This window comes from Streptomyces sp. NPDC001070, assembly GCF_053598835.1.
Genome location: NZ_JBSFLB010000023.1, coordinates 123364 through 147471, shown reverse-complemented (window position 1 = coordinate 147471; position 24108 = coordinate 123364). Strand labels below are relative to the sequence as shown.

Annotated in this window: 11 protein-coding genes and 2 pseudogenes; 9 read left to right on the top strand and 4 right to left on the bottom strand. The window is 69.1% G+C overall.

Annotated elements, in window-relative coordinates:
* Positions 1–367 precede the first annotated feature (367 nt).
* From ACWDAS_RS26830 to ACWDAS_RS26815, 4 genes and pseudogenes are all read left to right on the top strand, one after another.
* Entirely contained in the window at positions 368–5068 is a 4701-nt protein-coding gene (locus ACWDAS_RS26830; protein WP_450395677.1) for a sacsin N-terminal ATP-binding-like domain-containing protein, read from the top strand.
* Positions 5068–5352 (top strand): annotated as a pseudogene (locus ACWDAS_RS26825) (UvrD-helicase domain-containing protein); the annotation flags it as partial. The gene ACWDAS_RS26830 and the pseudogene ACWDAS_RS26825, both read left to right, overlap by 1 nt.
* A 95-nt stretch (positions 5353–5447) precedes the next feature.
* Positions 5448–5732 (top strand): annotated as a pseudogene (locus ACWDAS_RS26820) (UvrD-helicase domain-containing protein); the annotation flags it as partial.
* Positions 5733–6012: 280 nt separating this feature from the next.
* Positions 6013–6396 (top strand): 3'-5' exonuclease, encoded by a 384-nt coding sequence (locus ACWDAS_RS26815; protein ID WP_450395675.1) that lies wholly within the window; start codon positions 6013–6015, stop codon positions 6394–6396.
* Between the two features lie 549 nt (positions 6397–6945).
* Here ACWDAS_RS26815 and ACWDAS_RS26810 read toward each other — a convergent pair.
* On the bottom strand, positions 6946–7137 hold the full coding sequence (locus ACWDAS_RS26810; RefSeq protein WP_396348496.1) for a hypothetical protein: 192 nt from the start codon (positions 7135–7137) through the stop codon (positions 6946–6948).
* A gap of 172 nt (positions 7138–7309) precedes the next feature.
* On the opposite strand from ACWDAS_RS26810, the gene ACWDAS_RS26805 reads away from it, so the two are divergent.
* Complete coding sequence (locus ACWDAS_RS26805; protein ID WP_450395671.1) at positions 7310–8356, top strand: DNA cytosine methyltransferase; 1047 nt, start codon at positions 7310–7312, stop codon at positions 8354–8356.
* Positions 8357–8403: 47 nt separating this feature from the next.
* Positions 8404–9612: a DNA cytosine methyltransferase gene (locus ACWDAS_RS26800; protein WP_450395669.1), complete on the top strand. Its 1209-nt coding sequence runs from the start codon at positions 8404–8406 to the stop codon at positions 9610–9612.
* On the opposite strand, the gene ACWDAS_RS26795 is transcribed toward ACWDAS_RS26800, so the two are convergent.
* From ACWDAS_RS26795 to ACWDAS_RS26785, 3 genes are read right to left on the bottom strand one after another with little or no spacing between them, the layout of a single operon-like run.
* Positions 9613–10542 (bottom strand): DUF6339 family protein, encoded by a 930-nt coding sequence (locus tag ACWDAS_RS26795; RefSeq protein WP_450395666.1) that lies wholly within the window; start codon positions 10540–10542, stop codon positions 9613–9615.
* Entirely contained in the window at positions 10542–11519 is a 978-nt protein-coding gene (locus tag ACWDAS_RS26790) for a hypothetical protein (protein ID WP_450395664.1), read from the bottom strand. The genes ACWDAS_RS26795 and ACWDAS_RS26790 overlap by 1 nt, the downstream gene beginning before the upstream one ends.
* Entirely contained in the window at positions 11516–13621 is a 2106-nt protein-coding gene (locus tag ACWDAS_RS26785) for a helix-turn-helix domain-containing protein (RefSeq protein WP_450395662.1), read from the bottom strand. Before ACWDAS_RS26785 ends, ACWDAS_RS26790 begins: the two co-directional genes overlap by 4 nt.
* A 579-nt stretch (positions 13622–14200) precedes the next feature.
* Here ACWDAS_RS26785 and ACWDAS_RS26780 point away from each other — a divergent pair.
* From ACWDAS_RS26780 to ACWDAS_RS26770, 3 genes are read left to right on the top strand one after another with little or no spacing between them, the layout of a single operon-like run.
* The gene (locus ACWDAS_RS26780) at positions 14201–18973 is read left to right on the top strand and encodes a sacsin N-terminal ATP-binding-like domain-containing protein (protein WP_450395660.1); all 4773 of its coding nucleotides are present in this window, start codon (positions 14201–14203) and stop codon (positions 18971–18973) included.
* Complete coding sequence (locus ACWDAS_RS26775) at positions 18970–20874, top strand: UvrD-helicase domain-containing protein (protein ID WP_450395657.1); 1905 nt, start codon at positions 18970–18972, stop codon at positions 20872–20874. The genes ACWDAS_RS26780 and ACWDAS_RS26775 overlap by 4 nt, the downstream gene beginning before the upstream one ends.
* Positions 20871–24104, top strand: a complete 3234-nt coding sequence (locus ACWDAS_RS26770) for a helicase-related protein (RefSeq protein ID WP_450395655.1) — start codon at positions 20871–20873, stop codon at positions 24102–24104. The genes ACWDAS_RS26775 and ACWDAS_RS26770 overlap by 4 nt, the downstream gene beginning before the upstream one ends.
* Positions 24105–24108 lie beyond the last annotated feature (4 nt).

Genomic DNA, 24108 nt, shown 5'->3' with positions numbered 1-24108 from the left:
CCGAGCACTCACAGCAGGTCCACACCTGGGCACGAGGCCGCCGAGGCAGGACCGCCCGCGACCCCGATCGCAGGCTGCGAAGGCGACCTCGCCAGCCGCCGTATCCGCGACCCTGGTGGTCATGAGCGAGGACCCCTTCACGAAGCGGCCCGCGAAGCGGACCCTGTCGGCGGTCGAGGAAGTGAGGCTCGCTGTCCTCATGCGAGGCGGAGCCGACCGTGTCGCCGTAGAACCGACCCGCGAGGAAATGCGCGAGCTTCCTCCGATGGACGTCCGCCGCCTGGCACGTGACTGCCTGGTCCTGCCACATACTCACAAAACATCATGTCGACCCTGCCATTTCAGAGCCAAAGGAGTTACGCGCACCATGCAGGCGTCCGATTTCCACCTGCCTGATGTCTTGACAGCCGTACGTGAGTTGTCCCGCCGCAGTCTCGACGTCTATCGAGCCGATCCCCGACATGTTCTGGAACACGCGAACCTGGAACGCGATATATCCCGGGGTGGTTACAGCGATCGACAGATCTACGAACTCGTCCAGAACGGCGCCGACGAGATCGAGAACGAGGGTGAAGGCCGCATCCAGGTCGTCCTGACGGACACTCACCTGTACTGTGCGAACACGGGTACCCCGGTGTCTCCGCAGGGCGTGGACACGATTCTGCACATGAGCTCGTCGGCCAAGCGCGGCGGAAAGATCGGCCGTTTCGGAGTGGGCATGAAGTCAGTGCTCAGTGTCTGTGACACCCCTCGCTTCTTCAGCACCAGCGGTAGCTTCGGTTTCGACAAGCAGTGGTCCTCCCAGCTGATCCGGAGCACCGTGCCGGTTCCACCGGAACAGGAGACGCCGGTCCTGCGCATGGCCCAGGTGTTGGACGACGCCACAGAGCGGAAGAGGGATCGTCGTCTCGATGCGTTGATGGAGTGGGCCTCCACGGTGGTGGTGCTGCCGTTGAAGCCGGGGGCGGGCGAGCGGCTCGGTGGCGATCTGCACAACTTCCCGGTGCACTTCCAGTTGTTCTCCGCTCATGTGGACACCGTTGTGCTGGAGGATGCGCGAAGCGGCCATCACCGCCTGCGCGTCATCAGCCAGGAGGCTCGCGGCGACCTCCACACCATCCGCGAGCAGCTGGACGGCAAGGAAGTGCGCACGGAGCGGTGGCGCGTCTTCTCCCGTGATCACTCGCCGTCTCCGGAGGCGCTGGAGGCAGCAGGTGACCAGCACGGTAGGCCGACGATCCGCATCGCGTGGGCGGTGCCCGGGAAGGGGGTGAAGAACCGCTCCGAGCGCGGGGAGTTCTGGGCCTACTTCCCCACGCACTACAACACGACCCTCACCGGAGTGTTGAACGCGGCCTGGCAGACGAGCCCCGACCGTCAGAACCTTCAGACGAGCCCCTTCAACACCGAGCTGATCCGCGCAGCGGCGGAGCTGATCGTCGATTCAGTGCCCAAGCTCGTCGAGGCTGACGACCCGGGAACGTATCTGACGTTGCTGACCGCGCGCGGTCGCGAGGCCGCCCAGTGGGCCGACCGGCAGCTCAGCGCGAACGTGCTGGATGCGGCGGTCGTCCGTGCCTCCGTTCCCGACCAGTCCGGCGCCCTGCGCGAGCCGAAGAAGTTGCACCTGCACCCCGAAAACCTTCAGCCGGAGTGGCTGCGGCTGTGGGCCAAACATCCCGGTCGTCCGAGGGACTGGGTGCATCACAGCGTCGAGGCCCGTGATCGCCGTTCACGCGTGCGCGACATCATGGAACGTGCGGACAAATCTGCTGAGTCGGTCAAGAACTGGCTCGAGGCACTGGTGTCGGACGGCAGTCCCGGGGCGAGCATTCTCGCTCTCCTCATCGCCGCCGACATGAAGTCCAAGGCCTCCGCGCACGCAATGGAGGCCGCCGGCGCACGCATCCTGCTGACCGAGGACGGCAAACTTCAGGCGCCCCAACCAGGATCCGTGTACCGGCGTGTCACGGCGTCCGGCACGCTCCAGGACGGTCAGAAGTATGTGCATCCCGAGGTCGCCCTCGACCGTGAGGCGGCGAAGGCGCTGTCCATCCTGGGTATCACCGAGGCCAGCGCCGTGGGTCGCCTGGAGGCCGTCTTGGACATCGGCTTCGCCCGGTACGGGGATGGTGACTGGGCCCAGTTTTGGGAGCTGTCGCGCCAGGCCGGCGGTGCCCCGACGGTGGCGGCGGTCCGAGAGCGGTGCCCGGGGTACCGAGAGACGATCAAGGTGCGGTGCTGCGACGGCCGTTTCCGCCCACTGAACGCATGCCTCCTGCCCGGTCGCATCGTCCCCTCGGATCTCTCGCGTGATGGGCACGCGGCCATTGATCCGCGTTTCCACGGTCCCGACATGACAGTGCTCAAGGATCTGGGGGCGGCGGACATCCCGGCTCTGGCACGTGTCGACCAGGAGGCGGGGTGGTTCGCCGACTACTTCGAGTACGCGCTCGGCGAGTTCAACTCCTCTCTTCCCGCCGGTGCCCGGCACGTCGGCCCCAAGGCGGTCGTCGTCGAGGGCTCCGATACCGCAGGACCGCTGGAACTGCTGCTGGGTCTCTCCGAGGAAGGACGCGCCGCCTACGCTTGCGCTCTGCCCCGTCACGGCGTCCCGCATCACTGGACCGTGCGTCGCCCGACCACGGGTGCGCAGGTCTCCATAGCCTCGCCGATCGTGTGGCTGATCCAACAACACGTGCACCTGCCCACCAGTCAGGGGCTGCGCCGCATCACCGAGTCCCTCGCCCCTGAGCTGCACACGCACGGCGACCTCCTGCCCGTCGCCAAAATCGACTCGGAACTGGCCGCGGCGCTGGGTCTGGCCTCGAAGGTCCACGACATTCCGTCCGATGCCTGGCGCATCCTGTTCGAGCGCTTGGCGGCCAGCGCCGACGACGCCGTCGTCGGCCGCGCCTACGCCCTCCTGGCACAGGCCACGGAGGGCAACGCGGACATCCCCTGGCCCAGCCACGAGGACACGCGGTGCCGAGTCGGCGAAGATTGGGCGTCTCGGTCGGACGGTGAGATCTACGTGACCCACGACCGGGCCAAGTACCGTGCCCTGAAGGATCACCGGCTGCCCGCACTCCTCGCACCGACCGCCGGAGACACCGAGCGCATGCGCGATCTGTGGTCGATGCAAGACGCCGAACTGGCCATCAAGGAGGAGATCGAGCACATACCCGCCGGCGATCCGACCCCTCTCTTCGACGTATATCCGCGCCTCAAGCAGCGTCTCCCGCACGATGCGGACCTGCGGATCGTCCACTGCTCCTCCCTCGCACGGGTGGTCACCACCACCAGCCACGGGCGTGAGGAAGAACCGCTGGCACAAACCCGAGTCGGGTCCGACGTTCTCCTCTGCGGCCCCGAGGACGAACTGTCGGTGCTGAAGGCCGTGGTCGCCGCGCTGGGACTTCGCCTCGATGACTCCGCCTGTCGGGCGCTCTTGGCCCAGCAGGTCAAGGACCGCGAGAACGAGAAGTTCGTCGCGGTACGCCGAGAACCCGACATCGCCCGCAAGCTGCTCCTGGCCGTCGGCGTCGGCCGCATGCGCGACCGTCTGCCGGCGGGTCTGCTACTTACCGACGAAGAACTACGCGGCGCCCCGGCCGATGACCTTCGCGTCGCACGTCTGGTGATGGCCTCATACGGCGACGACGTCCTGCGCACCCTCGCACCCGCCTTCCGCGAAGCGGGGTTCGAAGACACCCCCACGCAATGGGTGGGCGGATCCAGGACCCGGGCGTTCCTGAGGGACTACGGCTTCCCCGCGTCCTGGGCCGGCGACCCGGATGACACACCACTCCCCACCAACTTCGCCGTCATGGGGCCGACTACCGTCGCCGACCTGCACGATTACCAGGCCACAGTCGTATCCAACATGTACCGTCTCCTGGTCCAGGAAACCCCACAGCGGGCGATGCTCAGTCTTCCGACCGGAGCCGGCAAGACCCGTGTCGCCGCAGAGGCCACCATCCGCGCCATGCGCGAGGGCCACCTGGTCGGACCTGTCCTGTGGATAGCACAGAGCGAGGAGCTGTGCGAGCAGGCCATCGCCACCTGGGAATTCCTCTGGCCCCACCTGGGCTCGGCCTCCAAGCTGCACATCAGCCGAATGCGTCAGGGTCACTACCCCGAGCCGTTCAACGACGGCCATCACCTGGTGGTGGCCACCGACGACACGCTCGTCCAGCGTCTGGCCGACGAACGGTACGCGTGGCTGCGCTACGCCGCGGCGGTCATCATCGATGAGGCCCACTTCGCGATCCCCAAGACCTACACCAAGATCTTGGATCTTTTGGGTATCGACCAGTACAAGGTGTCCCGTCCCCTCATAGGTCTCACCGCCACCGCCTACCGAGGCCGCAACGACGAGGAGACCCGACGTCTGGTCAAACGCTTCGGTGAGCGCCGCCTCGACTTCGGTGCGTTCGACGGGGACGACGAGAACGCGGCGCATCGACACCTGCAGCGCCTCGGGGTGCTTTCCAAGGTGGAGCAGCGCGAGCTCCCCGGCGGTCGCGTGGCCCTGGACCAGGCCCAGGTCGAGAAGGTCCTGCAGAACAACGGCATGCGCATCCCCGACGACGTCACGAAGAAGCTCGCCGACGACGTCTCCCGCACCCGGCGCATCGTCCAGGAGATCGAAAAGCTCAATCCAGCCTGGCCCGTCCTGGTCTTCGCGACCTCAGTGGAGCATTCCAAGGTCCTCGCGGCACTCTTGAACGACCGCGGTGTCTCTGCCGCCTTCATCGAATCGAAGACCAGGCCGAGCATCCGGGCTCGGCGGATCCAGGACTTCCGCGACGGCAAGATCCGAGTCTTGACCAACTACGGGGTTCTCACTCAAGGGTTCGACGCGCCGAAGGTCCGAGCGGTGATCGTGGCACGCCCCACCTACAGTCCCAATACCTACGTTCAGATGATCGGTCGTGGACTGCGAGGACCCGCCAACGGCGGTGAGCCCGAGTGCCTGATTCTCAACGTCCGCGACAACATCGAAAACTTCGGACGCGACCTGGCTTACACGGAGTTCGAGTACCTGTGGAAGAAGGCGTACTGATGGAAATGCACGGGGCAGACGGTCGCCTCACCTCCGAGCAGGCGGCCGTCGTCGAACAGCCCGCCGACGCACTGGTACTGGTCACGGCCGGCGCCGGCGCCGGGAAAACACACACGCTTGTGCGGCGCCTGGACCACCTTTTGCAGGATGAAGGGCTGAGCGCCGGGCAGATCCTGGTCCTCACCTTCTCCCGCACCGCCGTGCGCGAGCTCAGGGAGCGGATCCTCTTCCACGGGGGCGAGGACGCCCGGCAGGTCAGAGTCATGACCTTCGGCTCCTGGGCAGGCCGCCCCGGGCAGGGCGGCGCCGATGGCGTCGACCAGGCCGACGTGGGCGACGGAGACCACCAGCTGCACGCCGACGTGTTCTTGAACCAGGAGTGGCGCCATGTCGTGGCCCAGGACCTGCGCAGCCCCGAGGCCTACCTCAGGGCCCCCGCCACGGACGCGGCACGGCCCTGCCGCCCATCCAACGGCTGCAGGCGTGGCGCGCCACCGAAGCGTTCGAGCAGCAGTTGCGCCAGTTGGGCGAGCGGACCTTCCTGCAAATCTGCGCGGAAGCCACGAGCCGCCTGGCCGAGCAGGCCGATCGGCGCTTCCGTCACGTGATCGTGGACGAGGCGCAGGACCTCCACCCGGCCCAGTGGCGCTTTCTGCGTGCGCTCGTCCCGGAGGGGTGCGATGACCTGTTCATCGCGGGTGATGCCCATCTGCGCATCTATGGCAACAAGGTGTCGCTGCGCTCCTTGGGCATCTCGATCACCGGGCGCTCCCAACGGTTGCGGATCAACTACCGGACACGCACGAGATCCTGGACTGGCCGCCTCGCTGGCCGGGTACCGCTCCACTCTGCACGGTCGCCGCTCCACGCTCGCGCGTTATGCGTCCAAGGCCGAGGAGATCGCCGCGACCGTAGCCCGGATAGGCGAGTGGACGGCTTCGGGGGTGGCCGCCGAGGACATCGCCGTGGCCGTGCACTTCATCCAGCTGGGCCGGGACGTGGCGGCCGCGTTGGAACGGGCCGGCCTTCCCGCGCATGTCCTGGACAGCTCGGCGCCCGGAGCAGGTGTGCGCATCGCGACGATGCACCGGATGAAGGGGCTGGAGTTCCGCTGCGTCGCCGTGCTGGGCGTCAGCGAGAGCATTGTGCCAATGCGTGCCGAGATCACCCCCATCGACGTCGACCCGCAACAACACCAGGAGGACATCGCCACCGAGCTGAGCCTGCTGTTCGTGGCCTGCACACGCGCTCGAGAGGACCTGCTCGTCTCCTGCCACGGAACCCCGAGTCCGTTCCTCGCTCCCGTTGCCGACGACGGGATGGGATGAAAACCGTGACCGCCTCGGCCGGATCATGGTCGGCGAGCACGACCTTCCCGATGACGAACAAGGTGCCGTGCTGCATCGCGGACACGTCAGGGCAGCTGTCGTGGCCGGTCGACCCGCGCTCTGCAAGGAACCCCAGATGACAGGATCGGCGCCATGAGCGCCGAGACGCATTGGGTGTACCGCGTGGACGAGCCACGGGGCTCGTGCGGCCGGCACGCCGCCGGCCTCGCAGCGACCTGACAACCGGGTGGGACCGGGAAGGCTGCGAGTCCGGGAAGGCACGTCCAGGTGCTCGTGTGGGAAGGCGTGGAGGCAAGCAAGGAGGACGTCGCGTTCACGGTGGAGATCCGGCCGGACTCCCACGGAGGGTGGCCGAGGGGCCGTGCGAGTGGTGGCACCTGGCGATGTCGTGCGCTGCGGATGCCGGCCCCTGTGATCTTGCGCCCTCCGTCTGTGCACGTGCGTGCAACCGCCCGGACCCCGTACACGGGGGGCGAGTCACCGCACCACAGCCTCCTGCGAGAGGGGATGCCCGTGAGAGGTCTTGGCTCAGCTCAGATTCCCGGTTTCGGCCAACTCCGCCAGCGCGTCCTCAGCGCGGCGCAGCACGATGCGGCCGTCACCGGCACTGTAGGCAAGGACTGTGGTGCCGGGGGCCAAGCCGGCCTCGACCAGGATGCCCATGGGGATCTCGGCTCGGCCGTTGTCGTCGATCTCCACTTCGGAGGGTTCGCGCAGCATGGAGCCAGTCTTCCAGCATCGCGGTGTCCTGTTCCGCCGCCGGGCGGCCAGGGCGGGGTTGCATACTGCGTCAGACCTGTGACACAAGGCCGCACCACTCGCCGAGGGCGTCGGGCTAGTCTCGGCACCGTCCGCCAAGATCCCCATGTTGGTCCGAAGAGGTGCACACGGCATGACGATGGCAGGGTTCGACGATGTCGAGAAGCCGGCATCCCCACGGCGGCACCATGCCGACCGCCTCGTCCCGCGCCTGCGCTCATTGGAGATCTGTGCCGGTGCGGGAGGACTCGCGCTCGGTCTGGAACGTGCAGGTTTCGAACCGGTGCTGCTTTTGGACGACCGACCGGTGGCCTGCGAGACACTCCACGCAAATCGCCCCGAATGGGATGTACGGGTTGTCGACCTTTTGGCTTTCGACCCCACGGAAGACCAGCAGGTGTATGACGTCGACCTTCTCGCCGGCGGGCTTCCCCGGGTCAAGGGAACCGCGGCGGTCAACCGCTCACGCGGTAGCGCCATCGAACTGGGCCTGTTCAAGGCGGCCATCGAGCTGGTGTATGGGGTGCAGCCGCGGGCTGTGTTGTTGGAGAACGTGCCGGACGTGGTGACCAAGGACGCGTATGCGCCGTTGCGTGATTTTGTGGCGCAGGAGCTGGGGCATCTCGGCTACGAGCACGCGTGGCTCGTCCTGAACGCCGCCGACTACGGTGTCCCGCAGGACCGGGAGGAGGGGGTGCTCGTCGCGTTCAAGGGCGACGGTCTGGGCCGCTTTCGCGCCCCCGAGCGCCTGCTCGACCCGCCGCTCACGGTGGGAATGGCGTTGGGTGAGTCGATGGCCGCCGGCGGATGGGACGGCGCGGCCGCGTGGGCCGCACAGGCCGACCGTCTGGCCCCGACCATCGTCGGGGGGTCGTGGGAGCGCGGTGGCCCCGATCTCGGCATGACGGGTTCCAAGCGGGCGTGGGCGCGCATGGGCGTGGACGGCGCCACGATCGCGGATACCGTACCGGGACCGGACTTCCACTGGGATCCCGCATTGGGACGCAAGGGCATGATGCCGCTCACCGTCGAGCAGGTCGCCCTGCTGCAGGGCTTTCCCGGCGACTGGAAGATCATGGGGCGCAAGACCGCCCGCTACCGGCAGGTGGGCAACGCGACCCCGCCTCCGCTCGCCGAGGCCTTGGGGCTGTCGATCCGGGCTGCCCTCCTGGCTCAATGAGCGGGTGTGGCACCGCCGCCGCCCGGGTCGCTATACACTCCCAGATCATGACCGCCGTACAGCCTCACCAGTCCTCATCTGCACCTTTGCGCATCGTGGACTTGTTCGCGGGCCCCGGAGGTCTGGACATCGCCGCCGAGATCCTCGAGCAGAAGGCCATCGGCATCGAGTGGGACGGCGACGCCTACGAGACGCGGGAGGCCGCCGGCCTGCTCACCGTGCACGGCGATGTTCGTGACTACCGCCCGAACAGCGAAAGGGTACGCGAGGCGACCGTGCTGGCAGGCGGGCCACCGTGCCAGACCTTCACCGTGGCCGGCTCGGGCGCCGGGCGCCGAGCACTGGACCTGGTGTTGTCGCTGGTGGACAAGCTGGGCACGGCACAGGACGTCGACGGCCTCGACCTCGTCATGAAGGAGGCCGAGGGCTTCGACGACGAGCGGACCGCTCTGGTTCTACAGCCGCTGAAATGGGCGCTGGAGGCCCATTTCCGGGGGCGGCCCTACGAGGCCATCGTCTTGGAGCAGGTACCCGCCGTGCTTCCGGTCTGGGAGGCGATGGGCGAAGTCCTCGAAAAGATCGGCTACCAATTCCCCCTGGTCAAGCCGGCGGCGCCGGATGAGGATGGCCAGCTGCTTTTGGGCGAGGTCACCGGTGCGCGCCGACCGGCCAAGCCGTCTCCGCGTGCGTTTGTGCTCCACACCGAGGAGTACGGGGTGCCGCAGACCCGCCGCCGTGCCGTGCTGCTGGCACGTCTGGGCGAGCGCCCGCGTTTTCCCGCGCCCACCCACCGCCCCTACCGCAAGGGCGTTGGGGCCTCCGTGGGTGACCCGAAACTTGAGCCGTGGGTATCGATGGGCAAGGCCCTGGGGCGCAAGGACCACTTCGTGGTCGTGTCGAACTACGGGACTGGCGGAGATCCCAAGGCGCGCGGCCGGCGGGAGGCGACGATGCCGTCGGCGACGGTGACGGGGAAGATCTCCCGGAACCGGTTGCAGACCCGGGACGGCAGGGACATCGGCCGCTTCACCCATCCGGAGGCGGGCCAACTCCAGTCGTTCCCGCGGGCGTACCCGTGGAGCGGCGGTGCCATCGCCCAGCAGATCGGGAACGCCATCCCGCCGCGGCTGGGCGTGCACATCCTCAGCGCTGCCCTCGGACTCGAGCCACCCGGCCAGGAGGTGTGGAAGCGCTTGGAGGAATGGGCCCCTCCCGCGTCTTGCGGCACGGAGCAAGCGCCGGGCGCGGCAGGTTGATCACAGGCTGTGCCGCTGGGCCTCGGTCGCCTGCTGCGGGATGACGCCGGGGTCCGTCGGTCGCAGGGTTGGCCGATGTCTCCTGGGCGCCTCGGCCAGGAGCTTGCCGAACAGTGCGACAAGGGTGTCCACGGACTGTGCGCTCACACGTCCGTCGTCGGGCCCGTCCGGCAGCCGCTCAAAGGGTACGGCCGGGGCATCCTGGGCCTCGGCGATCCAGTCCAGGACGGCTTCCCCATCTCCACCGGGGTCGGGTGCCAGGACGTCGTAGACGAGGGTGCTGCCCGCGGTGTTGACGGCGGAGGACAGCGCGTTGACGTGATCACCCAGCCGTGGGGTGCCGTCGGCGATCAGGCCATCGAGGATCCGCACGATCGCCAAGGCGGTGGGCCGGTGGTCGATGACATCCAGCCGCAAGGTGGTGTTCAGGACGTCCTGCACGCGGCAGGCGGTTTCCACCGGGCGATAATCGGTTCCGTCGCGGAAGAGTTCCGCCGCCCACCACAAGCGCGAGAAGGCCTGGGTGTAGTGCGCGCCGCTGAAGCGGGAGGCGGCAGTGGTTTCGGTGCCCCGGTGCCGCCAGACGACATAGTCCGGCGCGACGAGCAGGGCAACATAGTTCCACAATCGGCCGTCGGCAGCCTCGGCCCGGGTCAGGCGGAGGGTGGCGTGCAGGCGGGGGGCGAGCCATGCGTCGGCGGCGGTGCGCTGGTCACCGAAGCGACGCATCGCCTCCTCCAGCAGCTGTCGCACAGGAGCGGCGTGCCGGCGTGCCTCGGTGGTGGGCAACAGGGTTGCCGCCTTGCGCAGGGCGACCTGGGGTGGCGTCTCCTGCCCGGATTGAATGGCGTGGCTGAGGTGTTTGGCCACGATCGTGTCGGGGAGCAGGCCGAGCATCGGGGGGATGTCGTAGAGGGTGGCCCGGGGCATCAGCTCACACCCTTGTCCGTGCGGTCGACGGTGCGCACCGCGTTGGTCAGCTTCTTGGTGACGCGGCTGCGTTTTCCGGCCGCGTACTGGATCGCGCTCTGCAGCTGGGACCAGCCGAATCCCTGAGTGCGGCGCTCGTTGATGTCGTAGAGCGCATCGGTGGGTTGGCGGCCGGGCAGGACGTCGGGGAGCATCGTGCGGACGACGGCCTCACGCCAGCCGGTGGGCATGACCGGGGTGCCGTCCTCGTCAACGTCGAGGTCGCTGACGGCGGTGTGGAACATGGCCGTCCAGGCGTCCTGCGCGATGTGGCTGGCGGTCATGTCGCGTAGCACGCGCTCGGCCGTGGTGCCGCCCTTGGCGGCGAGAACGTCCATCAGGCCTTCGACGGCGGTGGTGTTGAGGTAGACGGTGGGGGTGTCGGCGCTGGTCTCGACGATCCAGGGCGCCTCCTGGAAGGGGCGCAGCCACTCGTGCGGGCCGTCGCGGAAGTCGACCTCGACGATGTCGATCTCGCGGCGTCGCACGGGGGTGGACTCGCGCAGGTCCACGTACCAGTCCTGTGCGGCGGAGCCGACCAGTCGCCCCGCCATGGACTCGACGGTGGCGATGGCGTGCACGGTGAGCGTGGCGCGGCGCAGGTGGTGGTCCTTGACGAGATCGATGGTGCCCTGCCAGCTGCCGCCGACGTTGCGTGCCAGGCGGGCGGTGGTGCGCGTATTGGTGGCCTTTTCGGTGAGGACGGCCATGCAGGTGACGTCCGTGAAGGGCCCTTGGGCGAGCTCCGGCTCGGGCAGGTGGGCCTTGAGGTGGAGCGTGGCCCGCGTCCAGTGCTCACGGCCTGATCGGAACAGGGCGACGGTGCGTTCGGTCGTCGACACCTGCGCGTACGGGAGCGGGGTGCCGTCCACGGTGACGGCAGTGATGTCGAAGACGATATCGCCGAACAGGGTCGGGTAGGGGAACACGGATTTCACGCGGCGCCTTTGCGGGGCTGGAGGATGTCGACGGCCAGGCGTGCGAAGGCGCCCTTGACGGGGTGGGTGGCGGGGTCGGTGACGCCGGTGAAGACGGCGGTGCGCACGCCGGGTTCGACGATGATGTGGCCGCCCTCGGCGCGGCAGCTTTCCGATCCGATGAGCAGTGACCAGTCGATGGTCGGCCTGCCGCCGGAGCGTACGTCGAATTTGGCGACGGGGGTGAGCAGCCAGGGGTCGTCGGCGTCGGGGAGTTTGAGGGTGACCGTGACGTTCCATGCCCCGGTGTCTTCCAGGTGGGCGCTGAGGTTGCGCACCGTGGGGAAGGACTGCGTGCGGCGTGGGCCGGCGCCTGGGGTGGGGTCGGTCTCGAGGGTGAGCAGTTCGCGCAGGACGCTCGGTCCGCCGGTGCGGGTGGCCTCGCGGCGGACGGCGAGGGAGCGTGCCGCCTTGTCGATGCCGTGGCGGAACTCCTTGATGCGGCTGAGCGCGCCGCGCTCGTAGCTGGTGGTGAGTTCCTCGGTGCGGTCCCAGCGGTCGTGTTCGGGTGGTTCGGAGGCCCGCAGGAACGCCTCCGCCGGGTCGACGTCCTCACCGGTGCGGCCGGTGGCGTAGCCGGCCAACAGGACGGCCTGGAACGGCATGGTTCCCAGGGGCAGGTCGCGGGGTCGCTGTTCGGTGATGGTCATGCGGTTGCCGCGCATGCACACGATGCGGTTGAAGCGTTCGTCGTTGTCGTCGGCCGGGGTGAGCAGTAGGACGGCCGGGTGTTCGCGGCCTTTGTCGCGGGCGCGGCCGGTGCCTTTGAGGGGGGTGACGACGAGGGGGACCTCGGCGTGGGCGACGTGGTCGCCGGCGGTGAGTTCGGGGACGGTCTCGCCGTCGAGGTAGGCCTGCAGGGCGCGGCTGAGGGCCGGGTGGTGGGCGTGGGGGTCGACGCGTTCTTCGGGGATGACCACCTGTCCGTTGCGCAAGGTGGTGACACGGGCCTCCAGCAGGGGGCCGGCGTCGCGCCCGCCGATCATCGCGGCCCAGAAGCCGTCGGCGAGGGAGCGTACGCACTTGTCGTGCATCTCCTGCAGCGTCTCCGCGTCACCCGAGGCGTCGTGGGCGCCCACGACGAGGAAGGACGTGCCGGGCTCGTCGCTGATGCGTTCCAGGTGCAGGTCGCGCACGGTCGGTTCGTCGGCCCACCAGGATCGGGCGACGTCTTTGCGTTCGGGATCGGTGTCGGGTTCGCCGAACCATGCAGGCCCCGCATAGGCCTCGCCGTCGAGGGTGTGCCAGGGCAGGTCCAGGCGTCCCACGACGCGTCGGTGGGTGCGGCCCTGGTGTGCCTCACCGAGCGTGGAGTTGACAAGGACGAGGCCGAAGCGGCTGGTGGCCCAGAGCGTGGCTTTGCCCAGTCCGTAGGAGCCGCCGGCGCGACCTCCGGCCCTCTTGTGGGAGTCGAGGGTGCGGCGCACGACCGCGGCGTAGCGGCCGTCGCCGTATTCGGGGCCGGTCAGGCCAAAGGCGTTGTAGTCGTCGATGCGCAGCAGCAAAAGGGAGCGGCCGGCCGCCAGTTCGTCGAGCGCGGCGCGCAGGCCGCGAGAGACTTTCTGTTCGCCGGCGGCGGCCTGCTCGTAGTGCGCGCTCAGCTCGTCCCAGTGCACGGCCTTGAGGAAGGCGTCCAGGTGGTCGCCGCTGAGTTCGTGGAGCATGTAGTGCACGCGCACCGGCTGTTGCGTCTCAAAGCGCTCGTCGAGGGAGTTCTGCGTGGCCTCGCGTGCCAGGACGGCCAGGTCGGCGTCGAAGGCGAAAGCGGCGACGTTGCCGTATTCGCGGCCGCCGTCGGCGTGGGCCGGCCTGTGCTGCCACACTAGGGGCAGGTCGAGGGGGACGTCGAACGTCCTGGTCACCAGGGAGGCCAGGTCGGTGCCGAGGATCTGCGCGATGTGCGACTTGACGTCCTCGCGTGGCTCGGCTCGTCCGGTGATCCATGCGGAGACCGCGGCTCGCGTCTTGCCCAGCTCGGCGGCGAGCTGGGCCTGCGTCATGCCCGCGCGTCGCAGTTGTCGGCCGAGCCACGGCCCGAACGCTTCTGTTTGCTGCCCTGTCATGGCGGTGGGTCGACCTCCGTCGGTCTTGTCGGCTCGTCTCCCAATGCGGGCATGCCGGCGATACTACCAGGCATCTTTGACATCGACCCGTGTGTCAAAAATCAATAGACGACGGCCTTGCCGGTGGCTCCTATAGCAGGCGCCACTGACAACGCCACTGCGAGTTGACGGGACTTCAGAAACTGTCGACTGCCGCTGGACATGGCAAGCCACCCGGGTATAACGTCCCGGCTCACGACGAGGAGAGCGCTCCGATCGGGCTTGGGGAAGCCTGCGGGTGCACCGCTTTCGTCGGTATGCCAACACACGGCTGGGGGGCCTTACTCGTGCACGACCATCGATTCCTCGTACGACCACTTCGGCGACCGTCGGGCCGCCTCGCGCTCGCGTAACTACCGCAGGCCCGACGCTTCACGCAACCGCATGCGCACGGCAGTGCGCCCCAGCGGCGAGCTCTTCCTCACAGGGGGGGTCGAGCCACCCGTCTCGCACCCTTTCCCGGAACCGAACTCTCGGCCCGTTTCGTGGTCGACGGTCCGTGCCAAAGTCGCCACCCGTCTTCGAGGAGTACACACCTTCGTGAACAGTCATGCGGACAGAGCCGTCCTGACGAAGATCGCCGAGCTCACCGAGCTCGCCCTGGGCACCTACGCCTTCAATCCCGACCGTGTCGAGGAGGACGCCAACAGCGAGCGCCGTATCCACCAGGGCGGATACGGGGACCGGCAGCTGTTCGAGCTGGTGCAGAACGCCGCCGACGAACTGCGCGTGCAGCAGGGCGGCAAGATCCACGTGATCCTCGCCGAGGACCACCTGTACTGCGCGAACGAGGGCACTCCGATCACGCCGGACGGCGCGGACACCATCTTGCGCATGGGTGTCTCCCGCAAGCGGGGCGGGCAGATCGGCCGCTTCGGGGTGGGCGTGAAGTCCGTCCTGTCGGTGACGCGCACCCCGCAGTTCTTCAGCACCTCCGGGTCGTTCGGATTCGACGCGGACTGGTCGGCGGCCGAGATCCTCGCCGCCGTCAACAAGGGACGCGCCGAGCGCGGACTCGCGTCGGTGGACACGGTCGGCGAGACCCCGGTGCTCCGCCTGGCCCGGCCCCTGGACGTGGAATGGGAGTGCGCCGGAGACGAGCGCCTGCGCGAGCTGCTGTCCTGGGCCACGACCGTCGTGCGGCTGCCCCTGCTGCCGGGAGCGGCGGAGCGTTTGGGCCTGGACATCCATCAGGCGGGCCGGGGACGCAACGACGGCGCCCGCGAGGAGTTCCCGCGCCTGTTCCAGCTCTTCTCCCACCATGTGGGCACGGTGGTGCTGGAGGACGTCCGGGTGATGCCTAAGGTGCGCCGCGAGATCACGGTGGAGCACGACGGTGTCTTGCACACCGTCCGTGAGGCACGCGGCGGCTCCCACGCCCAGGTGGAGAGGTTCCGTGTCTTCACGGTCCCCCACCAGGTGACGGACGAGTCCCGCAACGCCGCCGGTGAGCTGCACGCCCGCGTCACCATCGACGTCTCCTGGGCTGTGCCCGAGTACAAGGTCAACGACCAGGGAGTCCGGCAGGTCCCCAACGAGCGTGGATGGTTTTGGTCGTTCTTCCCGACCAAGTACGCCACCACGCTCAGCGGCGCGCTCAACGCGGCCTGGAAGACCAACGAGGACCGGCAGAACCTGCTCACCGGCAGCGCGCTCAACGAGGAACTGCTGCGGGTCGCCGCCAACCTGGTGGTCGGCTCCCTGCCGGAGCTGGCCGACCCCGAGGACCCGGCGGCCTACCTCCCGCTGCTGCCCGGCCGTACCAAGGAGTCGCCGAACTGGGCGTGTGCCCGACTGACCGAACTGGTGTGGAGGTTGACGGCACAGAACCCGTCCCTGCCCGACCAGGACGGCACATTGCGCATCCCGGCCGAGCTGCGCATCCACCCCGAGGGGTTGCCGAAGGAGGCGCTGGACATCTGGCGCGCCTATCCGGGTCGGCCCCGCAACTGGGTGCACCATTCCGTGGAGGTGGGTGGCCGCCGCGGCAAGCTGACCCACTTCCTGACCGCCGCGGACAAGCCGGTGGAGTCGGTGCGCGACTGGCTGGAGGCGCTGGTCGAGGACGGCACCGCCGAGGCCTCCGCCGCCGCGATCCGTCTGCTGTCCCGGCTCCTGGACAAGCTGCCGTCCGACCAGGCGCAGGACGCCCGCCGGGCGCGGATCGTCCTGACCGCCAGGCACGGTTTCGTCGCGCCCACCCCGGGCAGCGTCTTTCGCAACTCCGGCATCGACGGCCTGCCCGACGACCTGGTGTACGTCGACGAGCGGATCGCCTCCGACCCGTCCCAGCTCCTGCACCTGGACCGTCTGGGGATCCGCGACGCGGACAGCCGCGGCCGGTTCGAGAGCGTGCTCGACCAGGGCTTCGCCGGCTACACCGCCGACTCGTGGGCCCGTTTTTGGGAGTTGCTGCGCAGCGCCGGCGGCACCGCGCAGGTGCTGACCATCCGCGCGAAGGTGCCGAACCTCGACCAGACGCTGCACGTCAAGACGGCCGCCGGCGCGTTCAGCCCCATGAAGGACTGCCTGTTGCCCGGCAAGGTCGTCCCGCCGGACGGTTCGCGGGATGCCGAGATCGCCGTCGACCTGTCCTTCCACGACGCCTCTATCTTGCGGGAACTGGGCATGAAGGACCGCCCCACGCGGGGCCACCACCCCGAGCAGGACCCCTGGTTCGAGACCTACCACCACGCGCTGCACGAGGAGTACCTGGAGAGCCTCGACAAGAAGGCCAGCCGTGTCCAGATGCACACCGTGCTCTTGGAGGGCTCGCCGACGGCCGGTCCACTCCACCTCTTCGAGCGCCTCTCGCCCGAGGGCAGGGCCGCGTTCCTCGACGCCATGCCGACCGAGGGGCTGGTGGAGTCCTGGACGCGGCAGATCGGCCGCAATGTGAGCACCCGCGCCCGGGTCCTGTCCCCCATCCTGTGGCTGCTGCGCCGGAGCGGGACGGTGCACACCTCCAAGGGACTGGTGCCGGTGCGTGAGGCCGTCGGCCCGCAGCTGGCCGCCTTCGCGCACGTCCTGCCCGTCGCAACCAAGCTCGAGCAGGACAAGGCGCGCCGTCTGGGACTGCCCACCTCGGTGGAGCAGGTCGCCCCACGCCGCTGGTCCCACCTTCTGGAGCTGGCCAAGAGCAGTGAGGACGACGCCCTGGTCGGCCGCACGTATGCCACGTTGATCCGCGTCGCCCTGGAACTGGTGGTGGTCGAGGAGACGGTGCGCTGCCGGGTGGGCCAGGAGTGGCAGATGCGCCCGGACAACGAGATCGCCGTGGCCCTGACGCGCGCGGAGTACGAGGAGCTGATCCGGGAGAAGCACCCCGCGCTGCTGGTCGACGCCGAAGGCGACCGGGAGCAGGCCGAGTACATGATCAACGAGTGGGGGATGCGGCGGGTCACTGACGTCGTCGAGAAGCGGGTGCGCGCCGTGCCGATCGGCCCGCCGGTGCCGCTGGTCGACGAGTACCCCCCGCTGCGTCAGCGCCTGGGCAGCCGCGCCAACGGCTTGATGCTGCAGCGCTGTTCGGAGCTGGAAGAAGTCGTCCGCACCCCCAACGGCAGCCGGACCAAGCCGCTGGACGGGACCCGGCAGGAGCACACGGTGCTGGTGCCCGACCGATTGTCGGTCGAGGAGGCACTCGTCATCGCCGACCGCGAGTTCGGCTGGCACATGGGGGTTGCCGGGTGCCGGGCCTTGATCCACAAGTACGAGGCGGACAAGGCCGACCACGCCTTTCAGGCCCGCCTGGCCGCCATCCGTCGCAGCGACAGCGTCATCGACAAGATCGCCATGATGATCGACGAGGAGGACATCAAGAGGGAGTTGCCCACTGGACTGCTGGCCAGTGAGATCTCCGAGACCGGCCGTGAGCCCGATGCCCGCCGGCTGGCCGAGATGGCCTACAACGCGCACGACGAGTCGGTGCTGCGGGTGCATGCCAAGGACATCGCCGCCCAGTACGCGAATGCGCCGCGCTACTTCGACGGCAGTGCCTCGGCGCTGCGGTTCGTGACCGAGCTGGGCTTTCCCGACTCGTTCGCCGGCGCGCGAGTGCCCTCGCCGCCGGCCAGGGAGGAGGCGCAGGGGCCCACGGAGTTCCCCGCTCTGCACGCCTACCAGGAGCGTCTGGCGTCGAAGCTGACCGAGCTGTTGACGCTGCCGACGCCACAGCGGGCCATGCTCAGCCTGCCGACCGGAGCGGGCAAGACCCGTGTCACGGCCGAAGGCGTCATCCGCTGGATCCGGGAGGCGGGCACCCCGGCGGGGCCGGTCCTGTGGGTCGCGCAGACCGAGGAGCTGTGCGAACAGGCCGTGCAGTCCTGGAAGTTCGTGTGGGAGAAGGTCGGTGCGGACCAGCCGCTGGTCATCGACCGACTGTGGAGCAGCAACTCCGCCACCCCGGTCACCGGCCGCCCGCATCTGGTCGTGGCGACCGATGCGAAGTTGCGGGTGTGCCTGCACACGGACGAGTACGCGTGGCTGCGCCGGGCGTCCCTGGCGCTGGTCGACGAGGCGCATGTGGCGACGTCGCCCGAGTACACCAAGATTTTCGAGCAGCTCGGCCTGACCCGTTGGGAGACCTCCCGTCACCTGGTCGGTCTGACCGCCACCCCGTTCCGCAACGACGCCGAACGCACCCGGCAGCTCGCTCAGCGGTTCGGCAATCGCCGCCTGGACGAGGGGGTCTTCCTCGGCGAGCCGATTCCGAGTCTGCAGCAGCTGGGCGTGTTGTCGCAGGTCGAGCACCGCGAGCTGGCCGGTGCGCGGATGCAGCTCAGCCCCGACGAGCTGCGGACCGTCGAGCAGTTCAACGGCTTTTTGCCCAAGGGTGCCGAGCAGCGTCTGGCCGAGGACGAGGCCCGCAATCAGATGCTCCTGGGCGAGATCGCGGCGATGCCCGAGGACTGGCCGGTATTGGTGTTCGCCACGTCCGTCTCGCACGCCAAGTTCCTCGCGGCCAAGCTCGGCGACCGGGGCATCCGGGCGGCGGCGATCGACTCGGCGACTCCGACCGCCGAGCGGCGCAAGCGCGTGGAGGCCTTCCGCAAGGGCCAGATCCGGGTCATCACCAACTACGGCGTGCTCACGCAGGGATTCGACGCGCCGGCGACGCGGGCCGTGGTCATCGCCCGTCCCGTCTACAGCGCCAACAACTACCAGCAAATGATCGGCCGTGGTCTGCGCGGGCCCCGCAACGGTGGCAAGGACACCTGCCTGATCCTCGACGTGCGCGACAACATCGTGAACTACGACGCGGGCCTTGCCTTCACCGAGTTCGAGTACCTGTGGAAGAAGGGACAGCAGTGACCGTCGCACACGGGGTGGGCCTCTCGCTCACCCCCGCCCAGCTGTCCGTCGTGACCAAGCCCTGGGATGCCAGGACGCTCGTCACGGCGGGCGCGGGTGCGGGCAAGACGACCACCCTCACCTACCGGCTGGAGCATCTGACCGGCACCGAGGAGCTTTTGGCGGGCGAGATCCTCGTGTTGAGTTTCTCGCGCGCCGCCGTGCGCGAGCTGCGCGAGCGCGTCGACAAGCTCGCCACCACCGCTCGTCGGGTGCGGGCCCAGACCTTCGACGGCTGGGCGCTGTCGGTGCTGCTGCTGGAAAATCCCCAGCGCGACGACCTGGGCGGCACCAGCTTCGACCAGCGCATCGCGATGGCGACCGAGGCGATCGAGCGGGGTGTGCTGGAGGCCTCGGAGCAGGGTGTGCCCGCGCACGTCGTCATCGACGAGGTGCAGGACCTGGTGGGCGTGCGCCGCGACATGGTCGAGGCGCTTCTCGACCGGTACGCGGACAACTGCGGCTTCACCGTGGTCGGCGACGCCGCGCAGGCGATCTACGGCTTCCAGGTCGCCGACCCCGACGAGCGCGCGAACGAGACGAATCTCTTCTTCCGCTGGGTGCGCGTTTCGTTCGGCGACGACCTGGTCGAAGTGACCCTCGCCGACAACTTCCGCGCCCGCACCAAAGAGGCCCGTATCGCGTTGCCGTACGGGCCGCGACTGCAAAACCTGCCCGCCCAGAGGGGCGAGGCGGCCAAGGAAGCGGAGGCGGTGTATGCGCAGCTGCGCTCCGACCTCGCCCTCGCCCCCGACTTCGGCACCCTCGATGACGCGTTCACCCTGGCCTCGTTGCGGCAATTCGAGGGCACCACCGCGATCCTGTGCCGCGACAACGGCCAGGTCCTGCACCTGTCGGAACGGCTGCACACGCTGGGAGTGGATCACCGTATCCAGCGCTCGCCCCGCTCGCGTCCCACACCGGCGTGGGTGGCCCAGCTGCTGCTGGCAACCAGCGCCGCCCAGCTGACCGAGGACCGTTTCCGCGATCTGGCCGTGCTTGCGCCCACCTGGGATGCGTCACGCACATGGCATGCGCTGCGGCGCTGCGCCGCCGGTGCCCGAGGCACCCTCGACCTCGAGGCGCTGCGCCGGGCCGTGGCCGAGGGCCGGCTGCCCGACGAACTGACCGCACCCCCTTCCCATCCCCTCGTCCTTTCCACCGTGCACCGGGCCAAGGGCCTGGAGTTCGACCGCGTCCTGATCGTCGAGCCGCCCGCGGCGTCCGAATGGCACGGCGAGCACGCGGACCCGCCGGCCGAGGCGCGTTTGTTGTACGTGGCGATGACCCGGCCACGCGACGACGTCTACCGGCTCGCGCGCCCGCACACCTGGATGATGCGCAAGCACAAGCCCACCGATCGGTGGTACGTCGGCGGCCGACAGTCCTACGCGCGCACCGGAATCGAGGCGGGCGATCTGGACGTGTGCCACGCCACGCCCGCGGGCGCCGGCGATCCGGTCGGCGACCCCGCGCTCCTGCAGCAGTACCTGCGCGAGCGGGTGCACGGCGGGGACGCGGTGGAGCTGCGCCGGCTCCACGACCTGCCCGCATCCAACGTCGAGACCCCGCCGTACGGGATCTTCCACGACGGCCGGCCGATCGGAGTCGTCTCCGAGCGTTTCCGCCACGACCTATGGCGCCTTTTGAAGATCAATGCGGGGTGGAAGGTCGAGCGGTGGCCGTGCCGCGTCACCGGGCTGCGCATCGACACCGTGGAGGGTGTCGCCGGTTTCCCCGCTCTCACCGAGCGCCTGGGCCTGGGCGACAGGGGCGTGTGGCTCGCCCCGCGCCTGTGCGGCTTGGGCCGCTTCGACTGGACCCATGCCGAATCCGTCCCGGAAGGACACCACCACCCGTGACCGTACCGTCGCCGCATACGGCGCATTACCAGCTGCGTTCGGACCTGCGCGCCGCGCTGCGCAAGGACCTGCTCGGCCCGCACGGAGGTGAGCAGGAGGTCCTCACCGACGACGCGCCGATCACCGCCTACCCGATCGGCGTCCTCTTCCCCCAGCCCTCCGCCGACGACGTCGACACGCAACAGCCCCTGACGCTCGACGAGGAGGACGGCGTGGACACCCCGCCCGACGTCGTTGCCGGCGACGACGTCGAGCAGGGCGCCACCGATCTGGGCATCGCGCTGGCCAATCTGCGCAAGCCCTCCTCCATGGGCTTGACCTTCGCCGTCGATGCGACGGTGTCACCGCAGATAACGGTCACGGTCACGGCGGCCCGCTACGTTCCCGAGGACGAGGCGGGCAACCGGATCGAGCCGCGCCGCAGCGAGGCCCGCAGCACCGAGCGACAAAAGGAGCGCTGGCGTCGCGAGGTGCTGGTGTGCGAGCCGGGCGAGTTCGACGTGCGATGGCCGGGTTCCCTCAAGGGCGAGCTGTGCGACGGCCTGGAATGGCGGGCTCTGGTACGCCCGGCCGTCGAGGGCACGGTGACGGTCACGGTGACGGTGGTGAACACGCTGACGGCCGGCGAGTTCGACCTGCAGGACGCCTACTGCTTCTTCCAGCCGGAGGTCAGCGTCCACGGCGAGGAGGGCACCCGTCCCTTCGTGGAGCGCCCCGCCCGCCGCGGCCCGGTCGACGACGAGCAGGCCCTCAGCCGACTTCTGCACCGCCACGCCCCCGTGTTCGCCACCGGCCACGGCACATCGGTCGCCTGGGACTGGCAGGCGCCACCGCTGCGCACCCCCATGCCCAAGCGAGCCGCGGTCGCATCGGTGCGTACCGAGTTCGTGCCCACGCACGACGTGCTGCTGACCGACTCCAACCCGCACATCGACGACCAGGCGCTGACCATGCACGGCCTGGGCCAGGGAACGCAACAGGACGTGGTGGCCGCGCTCACCCGCCTGCTTCAGGGGTATCAGGAGTGGATCGAGGCGCGCGAAGAAGAAGCCCGCGCCCTGGCCGGCACACCCCACGAGGCGGCGGCGCGTCGACAACTGGAGCTGTGCCGCGTGGCGTTGGGGCGGATGCGACGCGGTGTGGCCCTGCTGGGCGACGACCGCAAGCCGAACGTCTTTGCCGCCTTCCGGTGGGCGAACCAGGCGATGGCGCAGCAGCGGGCGCGCACAGCCTGGATCAAGCAGGGCAGAAGCGGCCAACCGCAGGTCGAGAAAGGCAGGTGGCGGCCCTTCCAGATCGCGTTCATGCTGCTGTGCCTTGAGGGCATCGTCGATCCCAACCACGAGGACCGCGAGGTCGCGGACCTGCTGTGGTTTCCCACCGGCGGCGGCAAGACCGAGGCCTACCTCGGGCTGATCGCCTTCACCACGTTCTGGCGCCGACTGCGCGACGGGGCGCGCGGTGGTGGGGTGACCGTGGTGATGCGCTACACCCTGCGTCTGCTCACGCTCCAGCAGTTCGAGCGGGCCGCGGCACTGATCTGCGCGATGGAGCAGGTACGCGCCGAGCACAAGGCACAGTTGGGCACCGAGACCATCTCGCTGGGCATGTGGGTGGGCAAGTCGGCCACCCCCAACGATCTGGACAGTGCCCAGGACCGCCTGGACAAGTTGCGCCGCGAGCCGGGCAAGTCCCTGCAGAAGGAGAACCCGGTCCAGCTGCAGACCTGCCCGTGGTGCGGCCAGCCGCTGACCGCCTTCGACTACGAGGTCCGCGCAAGCACCCACCGCATGATCGTGCGATGCCCGAGCACGAGCTGCGCCTTCCACAGCGGTGACGGACTGCCCGTCCACCTGGTCGACGAGGCGGTCTACGACGCGCATCCCACCCTCGTAATCGCGACCGTCGACAAGTTCGCCTCGATGCCGTGGCGCCCGGCCACGGCCGCGCTGTTCAACCGGGACGAGCTGGGCGGTCCGCGCCCGCCGGAGTTGATCGTCCAGGACGAACTGCACCTGATCTCCGGACCGCTGGGGACGTTGACCGGCCTGTACGAAACGGCCGTGGACGTACTGGCGGACCGCCCCAAGGTGGTGGCGTCGACGGCGACCATCCGCCGGGCCACGGAGCAGGTCGGGGCCCTGTTCGACCGTCGCACGGCCCAGTTCCCGCCCGCCGGCTTGGACGCCCGCGACTCCTGGTTCGCGGTCGAGACGCCGCGCAAGGACAAGGCATCCCGCCGCTACATCGGGCTGCTCACCCCGAGCACCAGCCAGGCCACCCTCCTGGTGCGTACCTACGCCGCCCTGCTGGACGCCGCCGCCCGCACGGAGGCCGCCGACGCGGTCAAGGACGCGTACTGGACCCTGGTGGGCTACTTCAACAGCCTGCGTCTGCTGTCGGCCGCCGAGCTGCAGGTCCTCGACGACGTCCAAGACCGCCTGGAACTGCTCGGCACGCGCGCCTCGGCCGCACCCCGCCTCGCGGCCCAACTGATCGAGCTCAGCAGCCGGGCCGACTCCAGCGCCATCCCCCGTCATCTGCGCCAACTGGAACGACAGCTGCCCGATGCGGACACCCTGGACGTGCTGCTCGCCACGAACATGATCTCCGTCGGGGTCGACATCGACCGGCTCGGCCTGATGGCGGTCATGGGCCAGCCGCAGACCACCGCCGAATACATCCAGGCCACCAGCCGCGTCGGCCGCCGCCACCCCGGCCTCGTCGCGGTCATGTACAACTCGGCCCGCTCCCGGGACCGTTCGCACTACGAGGGCTTCCCCGCCTTCCACTCGGCCCTGTACCGCGAGGTGGAGTCGACCAGCGTCACCCCCTTCTCCTCACGCGCCCGCGACCGAGGACTGCACGCCGTCGTCGTTGCCCTGGCCCGACTAATGCTGCCCGCCGCCCGCCCCAACGAGGCGGCCGCCCACATCGCGGGATTCGTCGACGATCTCAACGCCCTCGTCCGCCCGTGCATCCTCGCCCGCGTCCACGCGGTCAACGACCTCGAGCACAAGGCGACGGCCCAGAGCTTCGACCAGTTCGTGCAGTGGTGGCTCGACGAGGCCGCCGACCACCCCGAGCTGGTCTACGAAGCCAAGCGCGGCTCCCACCAATCCGCCCTCCTCGCCGGCTTCGACGACGAGGACCCCGAAACGGCCGGCTGGTCCACCCTGTGGAGCCTGCGCGACGTCGATGCCGAATCCACCCTCTTCCTGGAGCACTGACCAC